A 24,088-nucleotide genomic window follows, 5' to 3' on the forward strand; every position below is an offset into this window, starting at 1 on the left:
CGGAGTCGAGCGGTGCCATGATTGGGGTCCACGGATGGTTTCCTGCATCAGAGCATCAGACTCGCTGCCAGGCCACAACAAAAAACGGCAACCCGATTAAGGTTGCCGTTTCTCGTAAAATGTGGAGGCGCGTCCCGGAGTCGAACCGAGGTCCACGGATTTGCAATCCGCTGCATAGCCACTCTGCCAACGCGCCAGTGTTCAATGGTGTTTGAACGCAGCGCATTAAAGCAAATGCCGGTCGCGGGTTCAAGTGGCCACAGAGATTTTGACTCATTTATTTTGAAGTCACGCAATAATGAGTCATTATTCAACGGAATACGATGCACTAATAGACAGGGATTTCATGAAAATCGTCGCAATCGGAGGGGGACATGGCCTAAGCCGGGTTCTGCGGGCCATGGCCCCCTACCCCCATGACCTGACGGCCATCATCGCCACCACCGACAACGGCGGCTCAACCGGCAAACTGAGGCAAACCTTTGGCGGCATCGCCTATGGCGACATTCGCAACTGCCTCAGTAACCTGGTTGCCGATGATCACCTGGGTAAACTGCTGCTCGACTACCGCTTCGATCATGACTCGGATTTGGATGGCCACAACCTCGGCAACCTAATGTTGCTGGCTCTGGATAACCTCTGTGTTCGCCCCAGTGATGCCATTGAGGTGCTGTGTCGCCTGATGGACGTCAAACAGACATTGTTGCCGATGTCCGATCACCCCACACAACTGATGGCCCGGTTTGCCAACGGCCAACAGTTGATGGGCGAAACCACGGTCGACGACGCATCCAGCCTGCCAACGGCACTAAAGCTGCACCCCAGCGTCGAAGCGCCCTCTGCGGCGGTAGACGCACTGATGCAAGCGGAACGCATTCTGATAGGGCCCGGCAGCTTACTCACCAGCCTGGCGCCCCCTTGCCTGGTGCCCGAAATTCAGCGTGCAGTCAATCGCAGCCAGGCTCGTACCATCCTCATCAGCAACCTGGCGGCCGAGAGCGGCTGTGTCGGCGACCTCTCTCCTGAGCGTCAGCAGCAGTTGTTTGAAACCCTGACCGGGGTGCAGATTGACCACCTGCTCAGCCACAGCAAAGACGCCTTCGACAAACCCAACCATTGGCACCGGCCGCTGCTGGCCGAGCAACAGCGCTATCACTGTCCCATTCGACTGGGAAAAGCGCTGCAGGAGCTGTGCCTACGTTGAACTAGCTGAGCTGGTCCAGGTAGCCCTGATATCGACTGCGGGTCTGGGCCAGACACTGCAATAGCGCCGGCATTCGTTCACTCACGTCGTTGTCGCCGCCCTTGGCCCGGGATTCCACCTCTTTGGCCAGTTCAGCCAACGCCTCGGCACCGAAGGTCATGGCCGACCCCTTAATGCTGTGGGCCAAGTCCTGATACTGCTGCAACAGGCTCGCCTGCTGCACCTGCACCTCGCGGTGGGCCATCTCATCGATAAACACCGTAATCAACTCTTCCAGCAGATCGTAGCCGGCGTCACTGGCCAGGTTGTCGATGCAACGCTCATTGAGTATTTCCGCCATAACCTCTCCTTGTTAAATGTCACTGGCATTAACTTTGCAACCTCTGTGCCATGAGCCGCTTTCATCACGGCGGCAGATTGGCAATTCGACATAGCAGCAGCAACCGGGAGACCAATATGACCCCTGCCCCTAGCGTAAAACTGGTGATAGATGGCCGCCACTTCGGCGGCATCGAGGCTCACCTGTGCCAGCTCTTCACCAGGCTCAAGCAGCAAGGGGTGCCCTGCCAATTGGTGCTGCTGTCGGCGTATTCAGAGTCTAGTTTCAAAACGCAACTCAAGTTGCAAAAGATCCCTTTTACCGAGCTCTCTGGAAGTAGCCTGAGTAAGCTACGTCAATTGGCAGTCCTGTCTCACCAAGGGGTGCTACACAGTCACGGTTACAAAGCCAACCTAATGACCCGGCTCGCCTGCCGACTCAGTGGCACTCAATCGGTGACGACCTTTCATGCCGGAGAGCCTGGGCAGGGGCGCCTGGCCTGGTACAATCGCCTCGATAAAGGCAGCGCCCGATTCAGTCTCAATGTGGCGGTCTCCCGCGCCATTGCCAATCAGGTACCCGGACCCTGCCCGGTGATTCGAAATTTCGTGTCGCTGAGCCCCGCCGAACCCCGAAACGTGAGCCCCACCCTGAGGGTGGGCTTCATCGGCCGTTACTGCCGGGACAAGGGCTTCGATCGCTTCTGTCGCCTCAGTCGACAACTGCCCCAGTATCAGTGGCACAGCTTTGGCCAGGGGCCCCTGTCCGTGAACATCGATGCCAGTACCCTCAGCGACCACGGTCATGTCCACAATATCGGCCGGCACCTGGCCAATTTGGACCTGGTGATCATGCCGTCCCGGTTCGAAGGCCTGCCGCTGGCGGCGCTGGAAGCCATGGCGGCGCAACTGCCGATCATCGCCTACAACGTCGGCGACCTGGCACAACTGGTAGACCATCAGGTAGGCGCACTGATTGACGCCGGTGACCAGGCGGCAATGATCGACGCCATCCACCAATTTGCCCGTCTCAGCCCCCGGCAACGCAACCAACTGGGCCAGCAGGCTCGGGCTCGGGTGGAACGAGACTGGCATGGCAATGACACCCTGGCCCGCTACCTGTCCCTGTATCGTCAGGCGGCACAATCTATGCCTGCTGCCAGACCTGCATTTTTCGATAGATGGTTGAAGGGCTGACTTCCAACAAGCCGGCGGCCTGAGTGATGTTACCCTCGCAGCGGGCTATGGCCTCTTCGATGGCCTGACGCTCGATGTCCGCCAGCGACTGCGGCGCACCCACGTCGGCGGGAGACGCTGCAACCGTCACGCTGGCGTCCTCCCCAGGCTGGCTCCACTGAAACTGGGCGGGCGTGTCTTGGGGGGGCTCACACACCACCTGGTTCAGCGGTGCGGGCAAGTCTTCCTGGGCCACTTTACCGCCGGGGTGGATCACCGCCAGCTGGCGCATCACATTCTGCAATTGGCGCACATTGCCTGGCCAGCCAAATTTACTCAGGGTCCATTCCGCCTGGCGACTGAAGCCGACGAAGCGTTTGCCTTCCTCACCGCCATACTGTTGCAAGAAGCGTTTGGCCAGCAACAGCACATCGTCGCCCCGTCGCCGCAGCGGTGGCAAGGTGATGGGAACCACGTGCAGTCGATAATAGAGATCTTCCCGAAACCGACCCGCTTCCACCTCTTTCCAGGGATCGCGGTTGCTGGCACAGACGACCCGCACATCCACATCAATCAGCGTATCGCTGCCTACGGGCTGAATCTTGCCGGATTGCAGAAAGCGCAACAACTTGGCTTGCAGATCCAGCTCCATTTCACAGATCTCATCCAGAAACAGGGTGCCTTTGTCGGCGGCCTGAACGCAGCCCTGACGATCTTTCTGGGCCCCGGTAAACGCGCCTTTGACATGACCAAACAACTCACTTTCCACCAACTCCTTGGGAATGGCGGCGCAGTTCAGCGGCACGAAGGGTTGACTCTGACGACTGCCGGCCTGGTGCAAGGCTTCGGCACACAGCTCTTTGCCGGTACCGCTCTCACCCAGCACAAACACCGTGGCACGGCTGTCGGCACTGCGTTCGATCATCTGGTACACCGCCTGCATCGGCGTGCTGGCGCCAACAAAACCGTGGAAACCGGCCCGGCTCTGCTGAGTCTCGTACTTATCCACCAGCCGGTTCAACGCATAGAAACTGAGGGCATTGTTGACCGTAACCTGCAATCGCCGTGCTTCCACCGGCTTGCTGACGAAATCGTAAGCCCCCAGTCGCATCGCTTCGACGGCGGTCTCTACCGAACCATGGGCGGTAATCACAATAACCGGAACGGTGCAACCGCTGTTGTGAAGCATGCGCAGAATCTCGATGCCGTCGTGATCTGGCAAATTCAGATCCAACAACACCAGCGACGGCAGTTGATTGGCCAGTTTGATCTTGGCATCGGCAAAGGTGGTCACGTGTTCCACCACCACTCCGCTGTCTCTCAGATAGGCTTTATACACCTTAGCCAGAGATTCGGTGTCTTCAATCAATAACACTCGTTGAATGGGGTTGGTCATCGCGAAGCTCCCTCTTTGCCAATCCGACCAGCAGTAATGTGGCATCATCCATAAAGGCATCATTGCCCAGGTGCCATAACATTTCTATCATAGATTCAGGGTCTTCCTGAAATCCAATCTCAGGAAATGTCAAAAAACTCTCCTGCCAACCGTCAGTGTAGAAAAGCAAACGCGAATTGTCGTCCAGACTGTATGAAAATTCCTGATATTGCTGATTTTTTGCTAGTCCGAGCAGTGGTCCCTCCACCCTCAGGTCCTGATTGACGCCCCGGCCGAGCAGCCGCGGTGGCGGATGTCCCGCCGCCGCCAGAATCAAACCGCCATCGGCATCGACCAGGCAGGCCAACGCCGTTGCCGCCGCGTCCGGCACATGATCACAGCACTCTAACGCGTCGGACAGTCTTGCCAGCAACGGGCCGGGGCGCCAGGGCTGCTGAGACAAAATGGAGTGAATCAGGCCGCTGGTAGTATGGGCAATAAGCTTGGCGCTGACGCCATGGCCCTGGCTATCGACCAACATCAGCATTCGAGTGCCGTCTTGCTGGTAATGATCGATCAACAGGTCGCCGCCCCCCAGGCTCTTAGGTTGATGCCTAAGGCTAAACGACAGCCTGGCGGTATCTGGCGGGCAGCATGGGCTCAGGGGACGGGTCAGTTGTTGTTCGAGTTGCTGCTCATTGATTTGCAGAAGCTGCCGATGACGAATTAACGCCCGCTCAATGCTCTGTGTCAGGCGCGCGGCGGACAGGGGCTTGGTCAGGACCTCATCGATACCACACGCCGCCAACTCGGCCATGCGTTCGCCCTCGGCGTCACTGCTCATGGCCAGAAATGGCAATGCCGCTCGCTCGGGCTTGGCACACAACCAATGCCGCAAGGTAAGACCATCGCCACCGGGCATGTGCAGATCGCTCAGCAGCAAGTCCACCGGTTCCTGCTCCAGCCAACTCTGGGCCTGGGCGACGCTGCTGCAGCAGATGACTCGATAGCGAGGCGACAGCCAGGCGTTGATCACCGCCAACTGACTGCGATCGTCATCGATGACCAGAATGGTGGCGTGCACCGGCCGACCGGAAAACGGCAGTTCAAACAGATTGGCCTGATGGTGCCAGCGGTAATGGGCTCGGGGAACACAGTGGCCGATCAATCCCAGGCCCATGGCCGACTCGGCGAACGTCAATGGCAGACGACGGGCGTCACTGAGGCGACGATTGAGGGACACGAACGGCGGGCCATTGTCCTCGATCTGCAGCAAGTATTGCGATCCCGGACGCCGGTACAGATTGATCTGTATGGCCTCGACCTGGTGACGGGAATGCTGGACCAGGTTATTGAGGTACTCGGACACCGCCGTCAGCACCGGCTCGGCCACCGAATCCACCACCCCGAGGCGACACAGCCCCTGGGTCAGCTCGATTCTAGCCTGGCGAACACCGGCACGGGTGCCATCGACCGGCAGGGTCAGCAGCAAGGCTTTCATCGCCATTCTCCGTTGCAGTAGGGGCTGTGCGACAACCACTGGACGATTCGGTCACACCATCCCGGCAACCGGTGCGCACGCGCCGAGATGGAGGCCGCCAACGACTTTCCCAGCCTGGGCATAGCGCCGTTGTCCATCACCACCGCCAGCACCGTCAAGCCATAATGGGATGCAGCCTGAGAAAACTCCTGCAACTCGGTCTCTGTGGTGTGGCCGGCCGAGACCACCAGCACCACATGGCGACAGCCGACCTGAACACTGAGGGCGTCGGCTCCGGCATAGTGATCGCAGCTGAACACCACACAGCGGTAACTTTGCTGCCATCGAAGCAGCGCATCAACCACACTGCGCGCATGCAAACGCTGGCCTCCTTCCAGAGTCAGCGCCAGCTGGTCGAACACCTGCTCCTCCTCGATCAAGGTATGACAAGAGATGTCGTCCAGGCTTAAACAGCGGCTGGCAACAGACGATTGTTGCGACCCCATGTCCACCAGCAGGCTGTGGTGCTGGCAGCGGCTTAACTGCCGACACAACTCCGCGGCCGCGGTCTGAGTCGAGTGCGCCTGGCCGGCACACACGATGGCCAGTTGGTTGATGCCCTGGCAACTGACCATGGTGGCCAGAGACGAGAACGTCTGTTCTTGATTGTCGCTCATATTGCCGCTCCCAATGCAAACAATGCCACTATGCTCAGGGCGTCACGGACGCCGTCGATAAAGATGCGCCAATTAGACTGATCCTCATTGGGCACATAGACGGTGTCACCCGGCCTCACCAAAGGAATTCGAGCGTAATCCGGATCGGTTACGAAGGCCTGCAAATCAAACACTCGAGCCTGGGGATCGCAACAGCTGTGTTGAACCACGATGATCTTTTCGATGTAGGCGTTGTCCGACGGCCCCCCGGCCTCCGCCAGCAAATCCAGTAGATTCATGGAGTTGTCAAAACTGTACCGGCCCGGCTTTCGTACCGCCCCCATCAGACGCACCACCTGCTCCGACGGCTTTTCCAGCCACTTTCGTTCCCGTTGGGGCAGGAAAATGGTGTCACCTGGGACCACCTGCGGCAGCACACTCTCATCACCGGTCTCAAAATAGCGGGCCAGATTCAGCTGGGTCACCCGGCTGGTGGCCCCATTGCGGTGGGTAATGCGAATCTGGCCAAGATCCGCCTCATCGGTGGGGCCATCGGCCGCCGCCAGGATATCAAGGAAGCCGAGCTGGTCGTTAAACGCGTACCGTCCCGGCGACTCCACCTGGCCGAACACGTAGATGGAGCTTTCCGGGCTCTGCCGTACCCAGGTCGACTTATTGTCGGTGGGATCCCAGGGCAGCTCATTGACCACCACGGTATCGCCGGCCACCAGGGTGGGCAGGCTCGCATAATCCCCCCCTTGTTTAATGAACTTATCTAAATCAAACAGCCGTTTATTGCCATTTTCTTTAACGATCTCAATCTCCGCCAGGTTGGCATGCTGCAAGGGGCCACCGGCGTGGGCAAACAGGTCGAGAAACGACATGCCATCGTCCCATTCATAGCGTCCGGGTCGATTCATGGCACCGATGATCTTGATCGCCTTATCCGAGGGGATCTTCAGCCAGGACTTCTCGTTAACGTCGGTTTTTTCCGGCACAAAAATCACGTCACCGGGCTCGATGGCCGGCAACCGGCCGTTTGCCTGGTTCTCGGTGTAGGACAACAGGTTCACCTCCACCACCGATTGGTCCTGGCGCAACAAGCGAATGTTGCGAGTCTCAGCGAACCGGGTCGGGCCGCCGGCATTGGCCAACAGATCCAGGAAGGTCACGTTATCGCCGGTTTCATAGGCCCCCGGGGCCTGAACCTCCCCCATAACGTACACGGTACGCTGGGTGTTGGAGACCACATCCACCTGAATCGGGACGTAAATAAGGGTTCCAGCGCCGATGGGTGGCAACATCTCCGCCGTGCCCTCATCGAGGTAGGTTTTGAGATCAAACAGGTAAGGCGTGTTGCCGCTGATCACCCGAATGTGGCTGACGTCGGCATAGCGGGTAACCCCCTCGGCCCGCATCAGGGCATCGACGATGCTCATGGTGCCCTTTAACGCGAAACTGCCGGGATTACGCACCTCACCAAACAGGGTGATGGAGTCGGCATCGCCACCGCCATCGCCACCGGCGATCAACGAGCGGGCATCGAAATTCACCTCGACGTTGCCGGTCAGCGGCGACGCCGGCACAAACAACTCGTCTTCGGTCTGTAACTTGGGCAACAGGGTCTCGTCGCCACTGTCCAGGTAGGCCTTGTAGTCGAAACTCAGCCGCTGCTCTCCCCGACGCACCTGCAACTTATCCAGCTGGGCACCGGGACGTAATCCCCCGGCAGCCTGTATTGCCATCTGCACATTGCCATCGGCCGGCAACAGCACTTCCCCAGGGGCCTGGACGTAGCCCAGTACTCGAATCAGCAATTGCCGCTGACTGAGCTCGACGTCAAATTGGTCCAGGTTAAGGTACACCGTCGACAGAGCCAGTTGGATGGCGCTACGCGCCTGAGCCAGAGTCTTGCCTCTGAGGTTGACCTTGCCCACCTCCGGCAAGCGGATTTTTCCCAGTTTATCCAGGGTAAACGGCTGCTCAAAGTCAACCTCGCCTGGCATGATGATCACCACCGCATCGCCGGGTTGCAACTCTCTGGCGCTGTCATCGGCAACGCTTAACGACGGCAGAGTCAGCAGGATTAGGACCATCAGCAGGCGCATCATCATTACTCCCTCCGAAACGACTCGGGCCACTGACTCAGTGTCAGGACGGCCGAGGATGTCTCAGACATCACGGGCTGACTCATCAACTCAAAGCTAACCCGACGGTTTGCCAGACGGCCGCTGCGATCGCTGTTGGATGCCAATGGCATCGCGTCTGCCGCAGCCACCACCCGCAGTTGGCCAGCGGCAACGCCGTTGGCCTGCAACAGGCTCGCCACTGCATTGGCACGTCGCAGTGCCAGGGCCTGATTGTGCTGGGGATCGCCCTGACTGTCGGTATGACCGGTGATCGTCAGTTGCCACTGAGGCTTGTCTCGCAACACCTGCGCCAATTGCTGCAACCGCACCTGAAACTCCGGCAGCAACTCATCCCGGTCCAGGGCAAACTGCTCAGACTGCAGCAGGCCGGCGGCAATGGGATCAAAGGCCGCGCCAGTCGCAGCGGTGGCCGCCACCGACTGGGCACCACCACAGCCCATGTGCTGAGTGATGTAATTCAAGCGAACACCGAGGCGATGAATCTGATCTTCCAGAATCAGCAACTGTTCACTGGCATCGGCATACAGGCCCTCGGCCAACTCACCGCGAATCTGCCCCAGCCGCTGCTCGGCCTGGTATTGGCGTTCCGGCAAACAGGCCACGGCACCGCGAAGCCGCAGCAGGTCCAGCCCGGTCTGCGCTTCCACCACACGCTGCCTCAGCGCCTGGTGCTCCTGTAAAAATGCCGGGGAGAGCAGATAACTGTCCCACGGGGTGCCCTCTGCGGCCATCTGGCCCTGGCCCTCTTCGGGCCATTGGGCACAGCCAGCCAGCAGTAGCACCAAGGCGCAGCTCACTCGATTCATCATGACTGCTCCCCGGTAAACGCGATCGCCTTATCCACCTTCAGCATGGTCAATATCCGCTTTGGCTGACCATGAACGTCGGCCAGTTGCAGCACTCGCTGTTGCCGCTTCAGGCGCTTAAAAAGAAAGATGATGGCACCGATCCCGGAGGAATCGATGAACTCCGTGGCTTTCAGGTCGATAACCACCAACTGATTGGGCTCTTGCAACAACTCCTCGAACTGCTCCTTGATGCCAGCCACACTGTCGATATCAAACTGTGCCGGCGCCAATACCGTTTTCGGGTTCAGACTGTCATTAAGATGAATCGCCATAGTGCACTCCCGTTGCCTGGTTCAGTGGAGGGCTAATGCCGCTCCTCTGCCCCTGTTACTGCAACAGCAGTGCCAAGATTGAATATTCAATAAATACAGTGAGATAAACTTGATTGGTGAGCGAGGTTCCCATTCTGCAACGGCGATTTTGCAGAACGGGAACCGCCGACAGGCTTAGTGGCCCTTGGCGGAAACCACCACCCACAGAGTCCGCATCAGGATCTGCGCTTCCATGGCCAGGTAGCTTTTGAAACCGCCGAGACTGGCGGCGTAGGCATGATCAAACAGCAGCTTGTTTTTCACATCATCGATGCTGGTGTCTCCAGACTGGTTGACCTGAGCCAAGCCGGTCAGACCCGGACGCAATTCATAGGTGCGCTCGAGATAGTAAGGCAGTTGCTGGTCTAAAATGCCACAAAACTGCGGCCGCTCGGGCCGAGGCCCAACGATGGACATTTCGCCCTTGAGTACCTGAAACAGTTGCGGCAACTCATCCAGACGAGTAGCCCGCAACAGCCGCCCTACTCGGGTCACCCGAGCGTCGCCGGGCTTAGCCCAACGTGCGCCGGCTTGCTCGGCGTCGCTGGTCATGGATCGAAACTTGGTGACATAAAACAGCTCGGTACGATCGCTGTAGCGGGCACCGACTCGCATCTGGCGGTAGAATACGCTGCCGGGGGAGTCCAGCTTGATCGCCAGGGCAATCAGCGGAAACAGCGGCAACACCAGCAACAACGCCAGCATCGATACCAACAGGTCGATGCCCCGTTTAATTCGCTTCACCCCCACGGGCTGAAAGTCCTGGTTGAGACGCTGGCGCCAGCCCACTCGAACGCCAACCAAGTGGCACCATGCTCCGGTGCAGGCTCCGGTCACTGCCCGAGCCAGATTGCCAACCCGGCTCTTGGGGCGCAAACCGGCATAGGCGGCCAACAGCACCGCAAACGAGGTTGCCAATGCCACCGCCCCTGCCCCATTTGGCAGCATCAGTGCCGCCCCCATGCCGCTAAGCACCCACAGGGGCAACATCAGCGGTAACAATGCCCGCAACCCTTTGCCGGAAATGGCCGCCATTTTAGCCGCTAACGACAGAGAAGGCAGGGTCGCCAGCAAGGACGGCAACTGCGCCAGGTTGCCGGCCGCAATCCTTGCCCGCTGGCCAAACAGGTTTTCATTGGCCCTGGGGGCGATGTCCACGGCCCGTAACTGTGGTGCGAAATCCGCCCGATAGCCGCACCTGAGAACCTGCATCACCAACTCAAAATCGTCATTCACACACCCCGATGGCAAGGGTTCGATAGGGGCCAGTCGCAGCGCCATCAGAGCACCGGTTGCCCCCATCACCGCGCCTAGCATCGCCTCCCCCTGCCGATTGCGGTTGAGCCGGGCCCAATGGCCGGCCAGGCGACTGTCGGTACCGTGGAGGTAACGGCCGCAGAGGGCGCCGAGGCGGTCATCGTCAAATGCCCGGCTTATCCGCGCCAGCGCATCATGAGCCAGTAGTGCCGAGCAATCGGACAACACCACCAATTGACTCTGCCGTTTCAGTCGCTGCAGATGCTGATTCAGACGGTGAATCTTACCGCGGTTGTGGTGGTGGTTATGCAGGGTAAATCCGATCCCCTGTTGCTGAAACCGGCGTTGGTACTCGGCCGCCACCTCGGCACTGGCGTCGCGACAACCGTCGAGAATCAACTCAACCCGCCATCGCTGCACCGGATAGCGCTGCTGCAACAGGTTGTCCAGTTTGAACCCTAACTCACGGGCCTCGTTGAAACAGGGAATCACCACGGTCAGGTCCGCCTGGGTCGGATCCGTTCCACTCACAAACGGCCCGTCCTCCGTGGCCCGGCTGGCCAACCATTTCATCCAGAGTGGGTACACCAACAAGTGAACGGCCAACAGCAGCGTCAGCAGCAAAAACAGCGTCATCAGCAACATGGTAACTCCCGTTGAAACAGTGTGTGGTAGTGGTTGGCCATAACCCGATCACTGCCGGTCTGGCGGACAAACTGGCGCAACTTGGCCGGGTGCCGATCCCGGCGGCGCAACAACTGGTCAATGCCGTCAATGACCTCTGACTGGGCGCCCAAGGCAACCATGCGCCCCATATTGGTACACACCATATGGCGACAGTTACCTACGTCAGAGGCGATAACCGGGACTCCGCAGGCCTGCGCCTCTAGCAAGCTCATGGGGGCACCCTCGTTGTCGCTGACCAACCCGAACAGGTTCAGTGCCCGGTAAAGGCGGTGCACATCATCCACCCGACCCAGAAAGTGACAACGCTGCTGCACCCCAAGCTGGCGCGCCAATTGCTCCAGGCTAACCCGCTCGCTGCCCTCACCCGCCACCACCAGGTGTACTCGTTCAGGCAAGGCCACCAGGGCCCGAATCAACCGGTCTACCCGTTTTATCTTTTCCAGCCGACACACGGTGCCCACCAAATCCACATCCAGGGGCAAACCAAAATGACGCCGTGCCCGCTGACTATTGCCCGGGGTAAAACGGCCCATGGCGATGCCGTTGTTGACCACGCAATCGATGCGACAGCCAGCCTGGCGAAACTGATCCGCCACCAGCGGTGCATCGGCGACACTGATGGGGGCAAACAGCCGCAGTGCCGAGCGGGTCATCATCTTGACCCTGGGCATCGCCAGGCTCCAGCCATCGTGGTGAGTATGGACATGGCTGATCCCCAGTCCGACCGAGGCAGCACCACCATAGAGCAACGGACCGACATGGTGGGTATGCAGATATTGAACCCGGTGTCGACGCAGCCACTGCCTCAATGCCACCACGGTGGAAACCGACACCCCCTGGGGCTTAGCCAGGGTTTCAAAGCGCTGTAACCGCCCCAATACTGGCCAATCTGCCACAAGTTGCTGTTTGTCCCCCTCCAACGACAGGTAGTGAACCTGATAATCTCGCTCCAGCTGATCACCCAGGGTCATCACCATGGCTTCGAGGCCGCCAACCACCATTTTCTGTACCAATTGGACTAACACCGGTTTCGACATCATGCTCCTCCTAAAGACGACTTCACCAACACCGGCCCCAACCCCAGCTGCAACACCTGCTGTTTGTGGTACACCCGTCGGTCCAGCAACATACTGGCCGTCACCATGGCCAGTCCGAATCCCACTCCGCCAAACAACCCCAGCAGTCCATTCAGCCACCAGGGGCGATTAATGGACCGCTTGGGTAAGTTGGGCTGGTCGATCACCCGCACCTTATCCGGCGCCTCAAACCGACCCAACTGGCCGGTAACCTGCGCTTTCTCGTAGCGGGTCAGTAGCTCCTGGTACAGCAGGCGACGACCTTCTGCCAGTCGCTCCAGCTCCATCAGTTCCCGCTCGACATCGGCACTTTGGCCCATGCGAGCCAAAATGGACTGCTTGTGCTGCGTTACCACCTCCAGCTCGCCCTTGAGGGTGGCCACCTGATTGCTGGACTCCTGCAGTTGCTGCAACTGAGACACCAGCAACCTGGGTTCACCGCCGTCGGCCTGATCGGGCTCAAACGAGGTCGCCAGCTGCCACAGTTCGTCCAGGTGGCGCTCAGTATCTACCGACGATGCGGTCATCAGTTTTTGTTTTTCCTGCTGCAATTGATTGATGCGGGCCTGCACGCCCCGGACTTTAGAGTGTCGGGCGGTATAGCGGCTTTTAAGCATGGCCAGCTGTGCCCGAGTGCGAACGATCTGCTTTTCAATTTCACCGACGATGGGGTTGGCGGTGCTGAGCTGGGTTTTCAGGCCGGCCAGCCTGGCCTGGGCCCCTTCCAGCTCGATGCGCTTGGTGCGGATCTGAGTCTCCGCTTCCAGAAGCGCCATGTTGGTGGCCCCCAGAAGACCCGGCAGCAGGCTGGCGTGCTCCTGCTTAAATGCCGCCAACTTGGTTTCCACCTCCGCCAACGCCTGCTCCTGGCGCTGCAACTGGGTCTTAAGGAAGATCTCGGAGTTGTCCACCGCCCGCTGGCCCGGTGCCATCAGGCGTTTTTGAAAACTCTCGCTGATGGCATTCAGCAGCAACCGGGCTTCGGCGGCATCCGGCCACACCAAGGACAGCTTTACCAGCGCATCGCCCACCAGCTCCATCTGCGTGGCCTGGGACAGCCGCTGCTGAATCATCTCCTGTTCTGCCGCTGGCGTGGCCTCAGTCACCAGTCCGGTCTCCTGCGCCACTTCGGCCATCACATAGCGGGAATGCAGCAGGGCATTAAGGCCGGCGATGCGCTCTTTGAGCTTGACCTCCACCGACAGATCCTTGAGGAACGGATTGGCCAGTGCCGACTCCTGCAACAACAACGAGGTCGAACTGCGATACTGGGTGCGGCTGAATGCCGACAGCCCCGCCATGGCCACGGCCACCACCAACGCCGGAATCACAATCAAGTAACGCCAGTGCCAGCAATGGCACAAGAACCGATACAGATAGAAGTACGCCCATTCAACCGCCATAGGCCATCCTCAGCACCACTTCACCGTCGCGGCTGTCGGGCAGATAGCGGCCCTGAACCTGGCCCTGATAACCCAGGGTCCGCAGCGATTCGATCACCAGCGCCAGTCGGTTCTGAGCCTGGTAGGCCGCCGCCCAGTCCGGGCCATCGTCGACCGACCCAACGTCTACCTTAATCGTGGGGGAGCGAAACAACGACGGCGTCATCTGCTGCTGCAACAGGGCCACCAGACCCGATTCGCCGCGCCACAGCACACGAATCACCTGGGGGTCCTGTTGTTGGGCCGTCGATAACATCTTCGATTTGGAGTTGGGGGTCGAACTGCAGCCCGCCAGTGCCAGCAGCAAAGTCATTGCCAAAAACAGTCTCACGGCGCACCTCCTTTGAGTTTCGCGACTGCGGTGATTGACACCACCGCTTCGTCAATACAATGCAGGAGTCACGCCACAATTAAATTTCCACTAAAAACAAAGAATTAAGCAGTGAACCTGGTCGAAGCTTGCAGTCTGCAACGGCCGGATTGCAATTTGCCGCGAATCTGGTCGGCGCGATCGCCCCACCCTTGCCCCAGCACCTGCATGCGAATCTCAGCCACACTCGGCCGGGAGATCAGGCTCATCAGTACCATGGCGACAAACTCCTCCCGTGTCGTTGCCAACTGCACCCCACAGGCATAGTCGCGAGCGGCATCGAAATCGGTGCCCACCACGGGCACACCGGCAGCCAGGTATTCCCGCAACTTAAGGGGGTCACAGGCGGCGATCTGAGGGGTTTGCAGGAAAGGCAGCAAGGCCACATCGAAGTGCTGAGCATAGGCCGCCAGTTGATCGTGGGGCAGACGTCCCAGGTGATGGACATTGGGTTTGGCCAGCAGCGCTCCGGGGCAACTGTGGTTATCGCCAATCAATACCAGCTGACACTCAGGCAATACCGTGGTCAGCGTATCCAGCAACCCGTAGTCCAACCAGGGCGCCAGCGAGCCGTAGTAGCCCAGCACCGGTCCTTTCGGTAGCGCTTTGGGCCGAGGTCGGGAGTGGCTAAACAAACGCATGTCGACGCCATGACGCACGACGGATACCGCCGGATGGTCAAAGCGCCGAGCCAAGACCTCACTGGCGCAAAACACCCACTCGGCCCGTTGCAGCAACCGCTGCTCAGCCTGCAGCACCGGCTCATGATCCACACCACAGAGGCCGCCAAAGTCGTCACCGCAGTAGTAGATCACCCGAGCGCCAGGAAACAGATCCAGGTAGGCCTCGGCGCTGGGCAACGCACACCAGACAAAGTCCACCGGCCCAACGTCGGCCAATGCGCGCTGCATCTGGCGATGATTGAGGCGCTGCAACCAGGAAGACTGGGCCAAAGGCCAGACCCTGGGGGCAATCACCTCAAAAGGAGCCTGGCACCGCTTCGGTGCCCGTGCCACCCCTTTGCTGACCAAGCGGGCGGCATCCTGCCATCGGGGCTGACGCAGACCGATGGAGTTGATCCACACCACCTCAAAGTGCGCCGACAATTCCCGTATCAGATGTTGACTGCTTGAGGGGTGCCGACCCCAGTCCTCACCGAAGACCACCATTTTAGGTTTCATCACCCACCTCCAGGTTTCGTACGATTCGGGCCGGATTGCCCGCCACCACAACATTTGCCGGTACGTCGCGGCTGACCACTGAACCGGCGGCAACAATGCTGCCCCGTCCGACAGTGACCCCCGCCAGGATGATGGCACCGGTACCCACCCACACATCCTGCTCCAAGATGATTGCTCTGGCCTGGTGCGGCAACTCCGGCAACCCCTGTGCCCGAGCCCGGGCTTCCAGTGGGTGACCGGGGTAGCCGGCGAGAAACACCCTTCCGGCCAACCTGACGTTATCGGCCAGGATCACGCGCGTGCCACAGGCGATGGTGTTCTGCCAGCCAATATCGATGTTGTCGCCCAGTTCCAGGCTGCTGCCGGGGCGACCGCAGATGGTGCTGACTCCGCTGATTCGACACCCCTGGCCCAGCGTCACCTCAACCGGGCCCAGCACCTGAGGCATGCCGTCGTACAGATACAACCCCTGCCCACCCGACACCCGACTGCGAAACATCGGCGTCCAGATCAGCACTCGAAGCAGACCGGACCACAGCGTGCGCCCTCCCTGCAACACCCAGAATAACGGCCGGTACACCAGCGTTATCGGCGGAATCTGCCACTGGCGAATCACCAGATAGGCGGGCTTAAGCCATTGTTTGATTGCAAAAGCGGTCATGGTATTTGCCTCACAGGTTCAGATTCAATTCGACAGCTCGCCCACAGCAAGGCGGCCAGGATGTACAGAGGCCAGGTAAAAGCCTGAGTTAAGAAGGTGGCGCTGATCCCAAATCCCACCAGCCCTGAGTACAACGCCAGTGCCCAACAACTGGCCTCCCAGTGTTCCCGGACCCGTTGCAACAACTGGCGAGAGCGGCGCAACAACGCCACATAGAAGGCGACAAACAGAACCAGCCCCACGATCCCTACCTCGGCCAGTACCTGAAACCAGGTACTGTGGACGGCATGACTTTTGCCATCCCAGTGGGGGGAATAGAAAAAATAGTTGGCAAGAAAGTTATCCAGACCGACCCCGAAAACCGGATGGGTCCAGGCCATGGACGCGGCCGCTTGCCAGGCGTAGAGGCGGCCCATGGCGGATTCATCGATGCCGGATTCGGCGGCACCGCCGGACTGACGTTGATCGATACCGGCCAGCATCAACAACACCATGATCAGCACCGGTGCCAACAGCCACACCCAGCGCGGTAACCGGTATCGCCGCAACACCAGGCTGCCAGTAACGCCACAGATCCCCAGCAGGCCGCCACGGCTCTGAGTCGCGATGATCGCCATCACCAGCACCAGCATGATCCCCCCGGCGACCAGGGCGCCTTTGCCGCCGTACAGGGCTCGACTGAAGGCGAAGCTCAATGGCAACAGCAGCACCAGCGCCAGATCATTGGGGTCCCCGAGGGTGGAGCCCCAACTGCGGCCAATGGTGACCCGGGTGCCCTCCACCACCTCCAGGCCATGGGCACTGTTGTAGAGGGCACAGACGGCAACGACACTGCCCGCCACAATGATCAGCCAGGCCACGCACCGCAATTGGGCACGGCTCTGAATCAACCAGGAGACGGTAAAGCACATCAGCACTACCTTGACCCAGTTGCCACTCCAGTAGGCGGCCGCCAATGGCCGGTTGGTCGCCAGCACCACCCCGATGGTGCTCAACGCAAACAGCAGCAATAACACTCGGCCTTCGGGGTACAGATAGATGCGAGTCTGACGCACCACCCCCACCTGCCAAAACAGCACCGCCAACGACCCCAGCGCCAGCATTTGCGGAATCCTTAACCCCAATAGCGCCGGATTCAGTTCATGCAGACGAAACGCGGAAAACAACACAAACAACACGCACAGCATTACTGGCCAGCGCTGCGCCAGTATCAGCGCCGGCAGCAACAGCCAGCCGGCCAGCAACAGCAGCGGACTCAGCCAAGCCCCCACCGCAATCAAGCTGGCGCTCAACAGGGCGATCCCCAATGGATAGGCGCCTATCATGATTGCCACTGCGCCGCCGCTACCGTTACGGTACCGGTTTTCAGCGTCCTGATGGCATACGCAGCCGCAACACTGGCCAGCGCCAGCAACAAAACCGGATGCCCGGCCCACAATGCCATCGCCGTTGCGATGCTCAGGCCCAGTAATCCCACAGTCGAATACGGCAAACGCAGCTGACGTTGGCTAACCCAATAGAACAGCATGGCCCGAATGGCCATCAGCAGGGTCATGGCCTGAATCAGGCCGGTTAACCCCGCGACAATGATCGCCAACGGCAGCAGCACCAGCGCCGGTAACATGATTGCTGCATTTAACATCAGTGCCAGATTGCCGGTGGCTCGGTGATAGACGCCGATGCTGAGCAAAGCCGGAATCTGCCTGAGCAGAGTGATCAGCAGCAGCGCCGGCAGCCACTGCAGGCCCTGCTGATAGGCAGCATCAAACAGCCAGGGAAACGCCAGCGGGATCGCCGTGGCGGCCAAGGCGATGGCGACCACCAACAGCGCTACCCCGGCGGCAGTCACCCGCGCCAGGATGACGGACTCGTTGCGATCCGCCAATCGATGCCGCAACGGTCCCCACCACAGCATAAACGGCTCCATGGCATAGGCGGGTAGCAGGCTCAGTTGCCACACCAGAACGTAGGCCCCCAACACCTCCAGGCTAACGGCCTCTGCCAGCCAGGGCCGTTCGTAACCGTTGAGCACAAAGGTAATGCCGGTGGACAGGGCCAGTGGCAGTCCATAGCCCACGATGGGGCGCCAGGGACCGACCGGGCTGCGGGCGGCACGCATCAACATCGGCCGGGCATCCCAGATCAGGATGGTGGCGGTGGCCACCGCCCCGCTGAGCATCACTGCGCCCACCCCCATGCCTGCCAGCAGCAACAGCAGCGACAGGCCGGTCTGAAGGGCCGACATCGACACGATGACCCAGAAAAAGCGCTGCGGCCGGTTATTGATTCTCAGCGCCACCAGTCGCAGCCCCAACCAGCCCCCCATGGCCAGATTCGCCAGCAACAGCTGCAACCACAGCCAATGCAAATCACCGGGCAACAGCCGGGCCAGTCCCAACGCCAGTAGTGGCGACAGCAGCAACAGTGCACAGCCATAGCGCCAGCCAAATGCCTGAATGCGGCGCAGCATGGCGGCATCCGAGGCATAGCGCTGACAACATTCGGTCAACCCCAGCGACGCCACCAGGCTACCGACATTCGCCACCGCCACCAGCAGACCCAGCTGACCAAAGGCCGCCACCCCGAGCAGGGAGGCGGTCACCGGCAGCATCAGCAGACCCAGCGCCTTCTGGGTCACGCCACCAACGGCGTAGTACACCACCGCTGACCGGCTCATATCAGCGACTCCATCCAACCAGACAGACGTTTGGCCTGCAATTCGACATCAAACAGTCGGCGTGCCCGCCACTTGGCCTGCAACGCCATGCGTTGGTAGCGAGCGTCAGACAACGCGGTCAGTTTACGGATGGCACGACTGAGGGCGCCGGGGTTGTCTGGCGCCACCTGAAAACCGGTGCGGCAACTGACGATCTCTTTTAGCCCCATGATGTTGCTGGTGATCACCGGCAATCCCATGGCCATGGCTTCTTTGACCACCAGCGGACCGGTGTCGCGATCGCCATTGCCGGCGATACGAAACGGCGCCACCAGCCCCAGATAGCGGTGGCCATGCTGGGCCAGCCAATCCTGGTTGCGAACCCCCAGGAACCGTACCGACTTAAGCCCCAGCGCCTCAATCTGGGCCCGATAGGACGCCGCTAACGGGCCGTCACCGACGATGTCCAGCTGCAACTGCGGGTCATCGATGCGTGCCAACGCCTGCAGCAAGGTATCCAACCCCTTCTTCTCAACCAGGCGACCGATGAACAACAGCCGTTTGCGCCTGCTCGGGACATCGCCGGGCGTAAACAGTTGCGTATTGATGCCGCAGGGGATCAGCGCCGCCTGGCTGGCGCCCTGGTCCTCAAACAGCTGCCGCATCTCCCGGCACACCGCTACCGACAGGTCCGCATTGCGCAGCTTGACCGGCAAATCATGGGGGTGGGCGTAGACATCGGCACCATGGCCAACAAAGGACACCGTGATGCCAAGAATGCGGGCGGCGACGATGGCGACTGCCGCCGTGTGTTGAGCAAAATGCGCATGCAGGTGATCACAGCCGCGGGCCTGGGCGGCAACCCGGGCCGCCATCAACAGCAGGCTGCGGCGGGGAAAGGCCTGTTGTTCCCGCAAAAATTGCCACACCGCCGGGGTCAGGACAGCCTGAGCCATCGCCAGCGCCACCTTGCTGCCCAGCGGTGCCGGTGGCACCACCCGGGTCATCCACGCCTGGTGCAACGCACTGTCGATGGCATCGGCAGACTCCAGCGCGATGGGCAGGATTCGATGACCCAGCTTGGTCATGGCGTTCATTTCGTTGACCACGAAGGTCTCTGTCAGTACAGGAAAGCTGGGAATGACGTAGGCAATGGCTTTCATGAACGGCTCCGAATCAGGCAAGGTCTGACTCCCTTGATACAAAAACCACGCCAACAGGCTTACCTATTGAATAAAAAGAACTATTTCCTCGGTGGCGCGGTGGCCGTTGCAGTTTGCAACGGCCGCCAGAGCACTCAACGGCCAAATCATTGCAAATCGAGCAGCCCTTAAACAATTACCAATAAATCAATAAGATAACTTTGGCATCCTTCCTGCAGTTCCGATAACACTGTCGGTGAGTTCAGGAGTCACTATGGAACCAAGCATCTGCGTCATCATTCCCAGCTACAACTGCCTCGAGTACCTGCCCCAGGCGCTTGACAGCATCTGGGCCCAAAGCTTGAGAGTAAAGGAGGTGTGGGTGGTGGATGACGGCTCCAGCGACGGCACCGCCGAGTGGCTGCAGCAACAGCGCCCTCGCCACCCCGCCCTGCATTCGCTGCGGTTGGAAAATGTTGGTCCATCCGCCGCCAGGAATGCCGCCCTGCAGCTGTGTCAGAGTGACTGGGTGGCCTTTCTGGACGCCGACGACCTTTGGTACCCCGATAAGTTGGCTCGGCAGTGGGCCGCCTTGTCGGCCAACCCGGATGCGACATTTTGCATCAGCAACTATCTGCACATCGATGAGCAGCGCCGGCCCATCATCGACTGCTTTAGTTACTGGCCCGAGTATGGCCGCCAGTCCTGGCATAGCCTCAGCGGCGATCAACTGTTTGCGGAAAATGTGGTGGGAACCTCAACGGTGTTGGCTCGCACTCAGGCCCTGCGCCAGTGCGGTGGTTTCGATGAAACGTTGCGATCCGCTTCAGACTGGGACCTGTGGTTGAAGCTGATCCGCACCGGAGAGTGCGTGGTGGAGCCCGAGTGTCAGATGGACTATCTGATGCGCGCCGGCTCCATAACCCGTGCCAGGCTCAAACGCCTGCAGGCCGTCGAGCGCATCATCGACCGACATCAGGCCCACCACAGCGACGACGCCGTCGACAGCGCCCGAGCCGGGTTGGCCCGCAACTACGCCGAGTATTATCAGGAACAGGGAATGTTCGCCAAGGCGTGCGCCTATCAGTGGCAGGCACTGCGACTGAAGTTTCACTATCAGGGAGTGCGCCACCTGCTGGCAGCGCTAAAAGGCGGGATACTGGCGGTCGCCAAACCCGCCCGCTGGGCCCAATAGCCCAGCGGGGGCGTCGACTAGATGACGGAAGCGATGGCGCTGACCAGGTAAGGCAGATTTGCCTCGGTCATGCCCGCCACGTTAATGCGACCGGAGCGAACGATGTAGATGGCAAACTCCTCTTTCAGCGCCGCCACCTGATCCGGGTTGAGACCTGAGAAGCTGAACATGCCATTTTGCTGCTCGATGAAACTGAAATCGCCGGCCACACCGGCGGCCTTCAGTTGCGACACAAACTCCAGTCGCATGGTTTTGATCCGGGCCCGCATCTCAGCCAGCTCCTCGAGCCACATCGCTTTGAGCTCGGCATCGGCCAGGATGGTCGCCACCACCATGGCTCCGTGGGCCGGTGGGTTGGAGTAGTTGGCACGAATCACTTTCTTCACCTGGGAAAAGGCGCTGTTGGCCGCTTCACTGGTTTGAGCCAGCAGGGTAAAGGCGCCGGTGCGCTCGTTGTACAGGCCAAAGTTCTTGGAGAAGGAGCTGGCAACCATCAGCTCTTCCATGGCATCGGCAAACAGACGCAAACCTGTCGCATCTTGTTCCACATCTACCGCAAAGCCTTGGTATGCAAAGTCAAACAGAGGCAGCCAACCTTTACTGCAGGCGATGGCAGCCAACTCGGACCACTGCTCCGCGGTCGGGTCGATGCCGCTGGGGTTATGGCAACAGCCATGCAGAATCACCACATCACCGGCTTCTACTTCCGCCAGATCCGCTTTCATCCCTTCAAAGTCCAGGCCCTTGGCGTCGGCATCGTAATAGCGGTATTGTGCCACCTCAAACCCCACCGCCTGGAAGATCTGCGCATGGTTGGCCCAGCTGGGGTTGCTGATCCAGACCTTACGGGTATCGAGATTGCTGAAGATAAAGTCCGCCGCCACTCGCAGTGCACCGGTACCACCCGGGGCCTGAGCGGTGCGGGCGCGCTGAGTGGCGATGATGTCACTGTCGGCACCAAACAACAGCGCCTGAACCGCCGCCGCGTATTCGGGCAGTCCGTCGATGGAGAGGTAACTCTTCGTCTTTTGCTGTTCCAGAATCTTGGCTTCCGCCAGCTTGACGCAGCGCAGTACCGGCGTGGTGCCCTGAGCGTCTTTGTATACGCCAACACCCAGATTCACTTTACTGGCACGGGGATCGGTTTTAAAAGCTTCATTGAGGCCAAGGATAGGGTCGGCGGGAGCCTGAGGAATAGATTCAAACATTGTGCTACTTCGAAGACGGAAAGGTGACTGTATTTATACCATCTTCATGACCACATTGGCAGACAGCGGCCGGTTTTATGCGGCAAAAAAATACCCCGGTCGCACCAACAACCGGGGTAATCACATTTGTGGTTATTACACCATAACCGGGCGTCAACCCGCTTCGGCAAAAACCAATTTACAGCAGCCGTTTTAGCAGCAAATCCGCGCGAACCCGCCGCAATCGTTTCAGCAACTTTTTCACCGGCTCCGGGTACTCATTCAGCGTCTGCAACTGCTCGAAACTGGCCACTCGCGTGGTATGAGTCAGGATCGTCTCCTGTTCGCGGGCGAACTTATCGGCCAGTTGCTGCTGCTGATCGTCGATCAACAGGCCGTTTTCCAGATCCAGCGCCCAGGCTCGTGGATTGAGGTTATTGCCGGTCAACAGGTAGTAGCGATCGTCAACCTGCATTCCCTTGAGGTGATAACTGTTGTCGTCGTGCCACCACAGATGCAGATTCAGCAAACCATCGGCGATGGCTCGCTTATGACGTTTGGCAAACCGACGCAGATTCTGCTCATACAGGTAAGGCAACGCCCCAACCGGGCTGAACTCCTGCGACGGCGGAATGTAGAAATCGTTGGCGGTTTTGTCTCCCACCACCAACACCACTTCCACTCCCCGCTTCAGCAACTTGTTGACCGTGGCCATCAGTGGCTTGGGCAGGTTGAAATAGGGGGTGCAGATAAACACCTTTTTCTGCGCCGACGCCAGCAAACGCTCAATCGCCTTGTTCAGCTGGTTGTCGGTACGGCCCAGACCGGCCAGAGGGTAGACCATCAGCGGTCCGCGTTCGTCGTTCACCACCCGGTATTTTGCCCGCGACAAGCGTTGACGCAACTGGCGAACCGCCACCTTCAACTGCTTCATCGACGGAATGTCATTGCTGAGCAACGACGATACCGCGCTGTTGTCGATCAGGTTATCGCGCATGTAGTTGACCATGGCATCGGCCAGCTTGGCGCACTGAATCAAATGGTAGCGATCGTAACGATAACGATCCAACTGGTGCAGATAGACGTTGTTAATGCTGGCGCCACTGTAGAACACGGTGTCATCGACGACGAAGCCCTTAAGATGGAGCACCCCCATCCACTCGCGGTTCTTGACCGGAACGCCGTGAATTTCGATGCCATGCTGATACTGGGCCGCGGTGTTGCGATAAAACTCATCGTTGCCCACTTGGGGGCCCTTACCAATGAGGCCACGCTGAGCCCGGTGAAAATCCACCAGCAGGTGGATGTCCAGTTCCGGATTGGCCTGTTTGGCCTGGAACAGGGCGTGCAGGATCTCCCTGCCGGCTTCATCATCCTGAAGGTACAGTGCCGCCAGGTAGATGCGCTTGCCGGCCCGCTTGATGGCCTCGAGCAGGCGCGCTTTAAAATCGGCGGTCTCCAGCAGGATCTCGACGTCCTCAGCCTTAAGCTGCGCGCCCGGCAGTTCACTGATCCAGCTTTGCACCGTAGAAGGCGTCATTTTCATAATAATGACGATACTCCAAATAGAAATGGCCACGGGCCGCCGCCAGGGGCGTCCCGTGTGAATAGGCTAACGTTGGCCACCCCGGGGGATCGGCGAACGGATTTAGCAAGCTAGTAAAGCAAACCCTTGATTGACGGGCAAGTGCTGAAGAAAAAGTTGGACGTTAAATG

21 protein-coding genes and 1 tRNA gene are annotated in these 24,088 nt (G+C 59.5%); 3 read left to right on the forward strand and 19 right to left on the reverse strand.

The features are described 5' to 3' along the window. Positions 1–122 precede the first annotated feature (122 nt). Positions 123–196: transfer RNA gene (locus tag H598_RS0121380), tRNA-Cys, on the reverse strand. Between the two features lie 150 nt (positions 197–346). Between H598_RS0121380 and H598_RS0121385 the strand changes: the two genes are divergently transcribed. Beyond that, on the forward strand, positions 347–1,204 hold the full coding sequence (locus H598_RS0121385; RefSeq protein ID WP_169629333.1) for a gluconeogenesis factor YvcK family protein: 858 nt from the start codon (positions 347–349) through the stop codon (positions 1,202–1,204). Between the two features lies 1 nt (position 1,205). On the opposite strand, the gene H598_RS0121390 is transcribed toward H598_RS0121385, so the two are convergent. Beyond that, positions 1,206–1,544, reverse strand: coding sequence for an Hpt domain-containing protein (locus H598_RS0121390; RefSeq protein ID WP_028114827.1), 339 nt, complete (start codon positions 1,542–1,544; stop codon positions 1,206–1,208). A 116-nt stretch (positions 1,545–1,660) separates the two neighbouring features. Between H598_RS0121390 and H598_RS25215 the strand changes: the two genes are divergently transcribed. Continuing rightward, entirely contained in the window at positions 1,661–2,719 is a 1,059-nt protein-coding gene (locus H598_RS25215; RefSeq protein WP_051252935.1) for a glycosyltransferase family 4 protein, read from the forward strand. On the opposite strand, the gene H598_RS0121400 is transcribed toward H598_RS25215, so the two are convergent. From H598_RS0121400 to H598_RS0121470, 15 genes are all read right to left on the reverse strand, one after another. Then, positions 2,670–4,094: a sigma-54-dependent transcriptional regulator gene (locus H598_RS0121400; RefSeq protein WP_028114828.1), complete on the reverse strand. Its 1,425-nt coding sequence runs from the start codon at positions 4,092–4,094 to the stop codon at positions 2,670–2,672. The two genes, H598_RS25215 and H598_RS0121400, sit on opposite strands and share 50 nt — an antisense overlap. Continuing rightward, on the reverse strand, positions 4,060–5,574 hold the full coding sequence (locus tag H598_RS0121405; RefSeq protein WP_028114829.1) for a SpoIIE family protein phosphatase: 1,515 nt from the start codon (positions 5,572–5,574) through the stop codon (positions 4,060–4,062). Before H598_RS0121405 ends, H598_RS0121400 begins: the two co-directional genes overlap by 35 nt. Continuing rightward, positions 5,571–6,230, reverse strand: a complete 660-nt coding sequence (locus H598_RS0121410; protein WP_028114830.1) for a P-loop NTPase family protein — start codon at positions 6,228–6,230, stop codon at positions 5,571–5,573. The genes H598_RS0121405 and H598_RS0121410 overlap by 4 nt, the downstream gene beginning before the upstream one ends. Continuing rightward, positions 6,227–8,323, reverse strand: coding sequence for an SLBB domain-containing protein (locus H598_RS0121415; RefSeq protein ID WP_028114831.1), 2,097 nt, complete (start codon positions 8,321–8,323; stop codon positions 6,227–6,229). The genes H598_RS0121410 and H598_RS0121415 overlap by 4 nt, the downstream gene beginning before the upstream one ends. Continuing rightward, complete coding sequence (locus tag H598_RS0121420; RefSeq protein ID WP_084144585.1) at positions 8,323–9,168, reverse strand: OmpA family protein; 846 nt, start codon at positions 9,166–9,168, stop codon at positions 8,323–8,325. Before H598_RS0121420 ends, H598_RS0121415 begins: the two co-directional genes overlap by 1 nt. Then, positions 9,165–9,479, reverse strand: a complete 315-nt coding sequence (locus tag H598_RS0121425) for an STAS domain-containing protein (protein ID WP_051252936.1) — start codon at positions 9,477–9,479, stop codon at positions 9,165–9,167. Before H598_RS0121425 ends, H598_RS0121420 begins: the two co-directional genes overlap by 4 nt. 174 nt (positions 9,480–9,653) lie before the next feature. Beyond that, positions 9,654–11,420: a sugar transferase gene (locus tag H598_RS0121430; protein ID WP_028114834.1), complete on the reverse strand. Its 1,767-nt coding sequence runs from the start codon at positions 11,418–11,420 to the stop codon at positions 9,654–9,656. Beyond that, a complete protein-coding gene (locus tag H598_RS0121435; protein ID WP_084144586.1) occupies positions 11,411–12,502 on the reverse strand; it encodes a glycosyltransferase in 1,092 nt (363 codons plus the stop codon). The genes H598_RS0121430 and H598_RS0121435 overlap by 10 nt, the downstream gene beginning before the upstream one ends. Further along, the gene (locus H598_RS0121440; RefSeq protein ID WP_028114836.1) at positions 12,499–13,941 is read right to left on the reverse strand and encodes a GumC family protein; all 1,443 of its coding nucleotides are present in this window, start codon (positions 13,939–13,941) and stop codon (positions 12,499–12,501) included. The genes H598_RS0121435 and H598_RS0121440 overlap by 4 nt, the downstream gene beginning before the upstream one ends. Continuing rightward, entirely contained in the window at positions 13,931–14,311 is a 381-nt protein-coding gene (locus H598_RS0121445; RefSeq protein ID WP_156897143.1) for a hypothetical protein, read from the reverse strand. Before H598_RS0121445 ends, H598_RS0121440 begins: the two co-directional genes overlap by 11 nt. Positions 14,312–14,415: 104 nt before the next feature. Continuing rightward, positions 14,416–15,531, reverse strand: coding sequence for a glycosyltransferase (locus H598_RS25220; RefSeq protein ID WP_051252937.1), 1,116 nt, complete (start codon positions 15,529–15,531; stop codon positions 14,416–14,418). Beyond that, positions 15,521–16,192 (reverse strand): acyltransferase, encoded by a 672-nt coding sequence (locus H598_RS0121455; RefSeq protein WP_028114838.1) that lies wholly within the window; start codon positions 16,190–16,192, stop codon positions 15,521–15,523. Before H598_RS0121455 ends, H598_RS25220 begins: the two co-directional genes overlap by 11 nt. Continuing rightward, positions 16,189–17,517: an O-antigen ligase family protein gene (locus H598_RS0121460; protein WP_028114839.1), complete on the reverse strand. Its 1,329-nt coding sequence runs from the start codon at positions 17,515–17,517 to the stop codon at positions 16,189–16,191. Before H598_RS0121460 ends, H598_RS0121455 begins: the two co-directional genes overlap by 4 nt. Beyond that, entirely contained in the window at positions 17,514–18,869 is a 1,356-nt protein-coding gene (locus tag H598_RS0121465) for a polysaccharide biosynthesis protein (protein ID WP_028114840.1), read from the reverse strand. The genes H598_RS0121460 and H598_RS0121465 overlap by 4 nt, the downstream gene beginning before the upstream one ends. Further along, a complete protein-coding gene (locus H598_RS0121470; protein ID WP_028114841.1) occupies positions 18,866–20,011 on the reverse strand; it encodes a glycosyltransferase family 4 protein in 1,146 nt (381 codons plus the stop codon). The genes H598_RS0121465 and H598_RS0121470 overlap by 4 nt, the downstream gene beginning before the upstream one ends. A gap of 253 nt (positions 20,012–20,264) precedes the next feature. On the opposite strand from H598_RS0121470, the gene H598_RS0121475 reads away from it, so the two are divergent. Next, a complete protein-coding gene (locus H598_RS0121475) occupies positions 20,265–21,185 on the forward strand; it encodes a glycosyltransferase family 2 protein (protein WP_028114842.1) in 921 nt (306 codons plus the stop codon). Positions 21,186–21,202: 17 nt separating this feature from the next. Here the strand turns inward: H598_RS0121475 and H598_RS0121480 are convergent, their stop codons facing one another. After that, on the reverse strand, positions 21,203–22,393 hold the full coding sequence (locus H598_RS0121480; protein WP_028114843.1) for an amino acid aminotransferase: 1,191 nt from the start codon (positions 22,391–22,393) through the stop codon (positions 21,203–21,205). A 178-nt stretch (positions 22,394–22,571) separates the two neighbouring features. After that, positions 22,572–23,912, reverse strand: a complete 1,341-nt coding sequence (gene pssA, locus H598_RS0121485; protein WP_028114844.1) for a CDP-diacylglycerol--serine O-phosphatidyltransferase — start codon at positions 23,910–23,912, stop codon at positions 22,572–22,574. Positions 23,913–24,088: the final 176 nt, after the last annotated feature.

This window comes from Ferrimonas kyonanensis DSM 18153 (genome assembly GCF_000425405.1).
Lineage (GTDB): Bacteria > Pseudomonadota > Gammaproteobacteria > Enterobacterales > Shewanellaceae > Ferrimonas > Ferrimonas kyonanensis.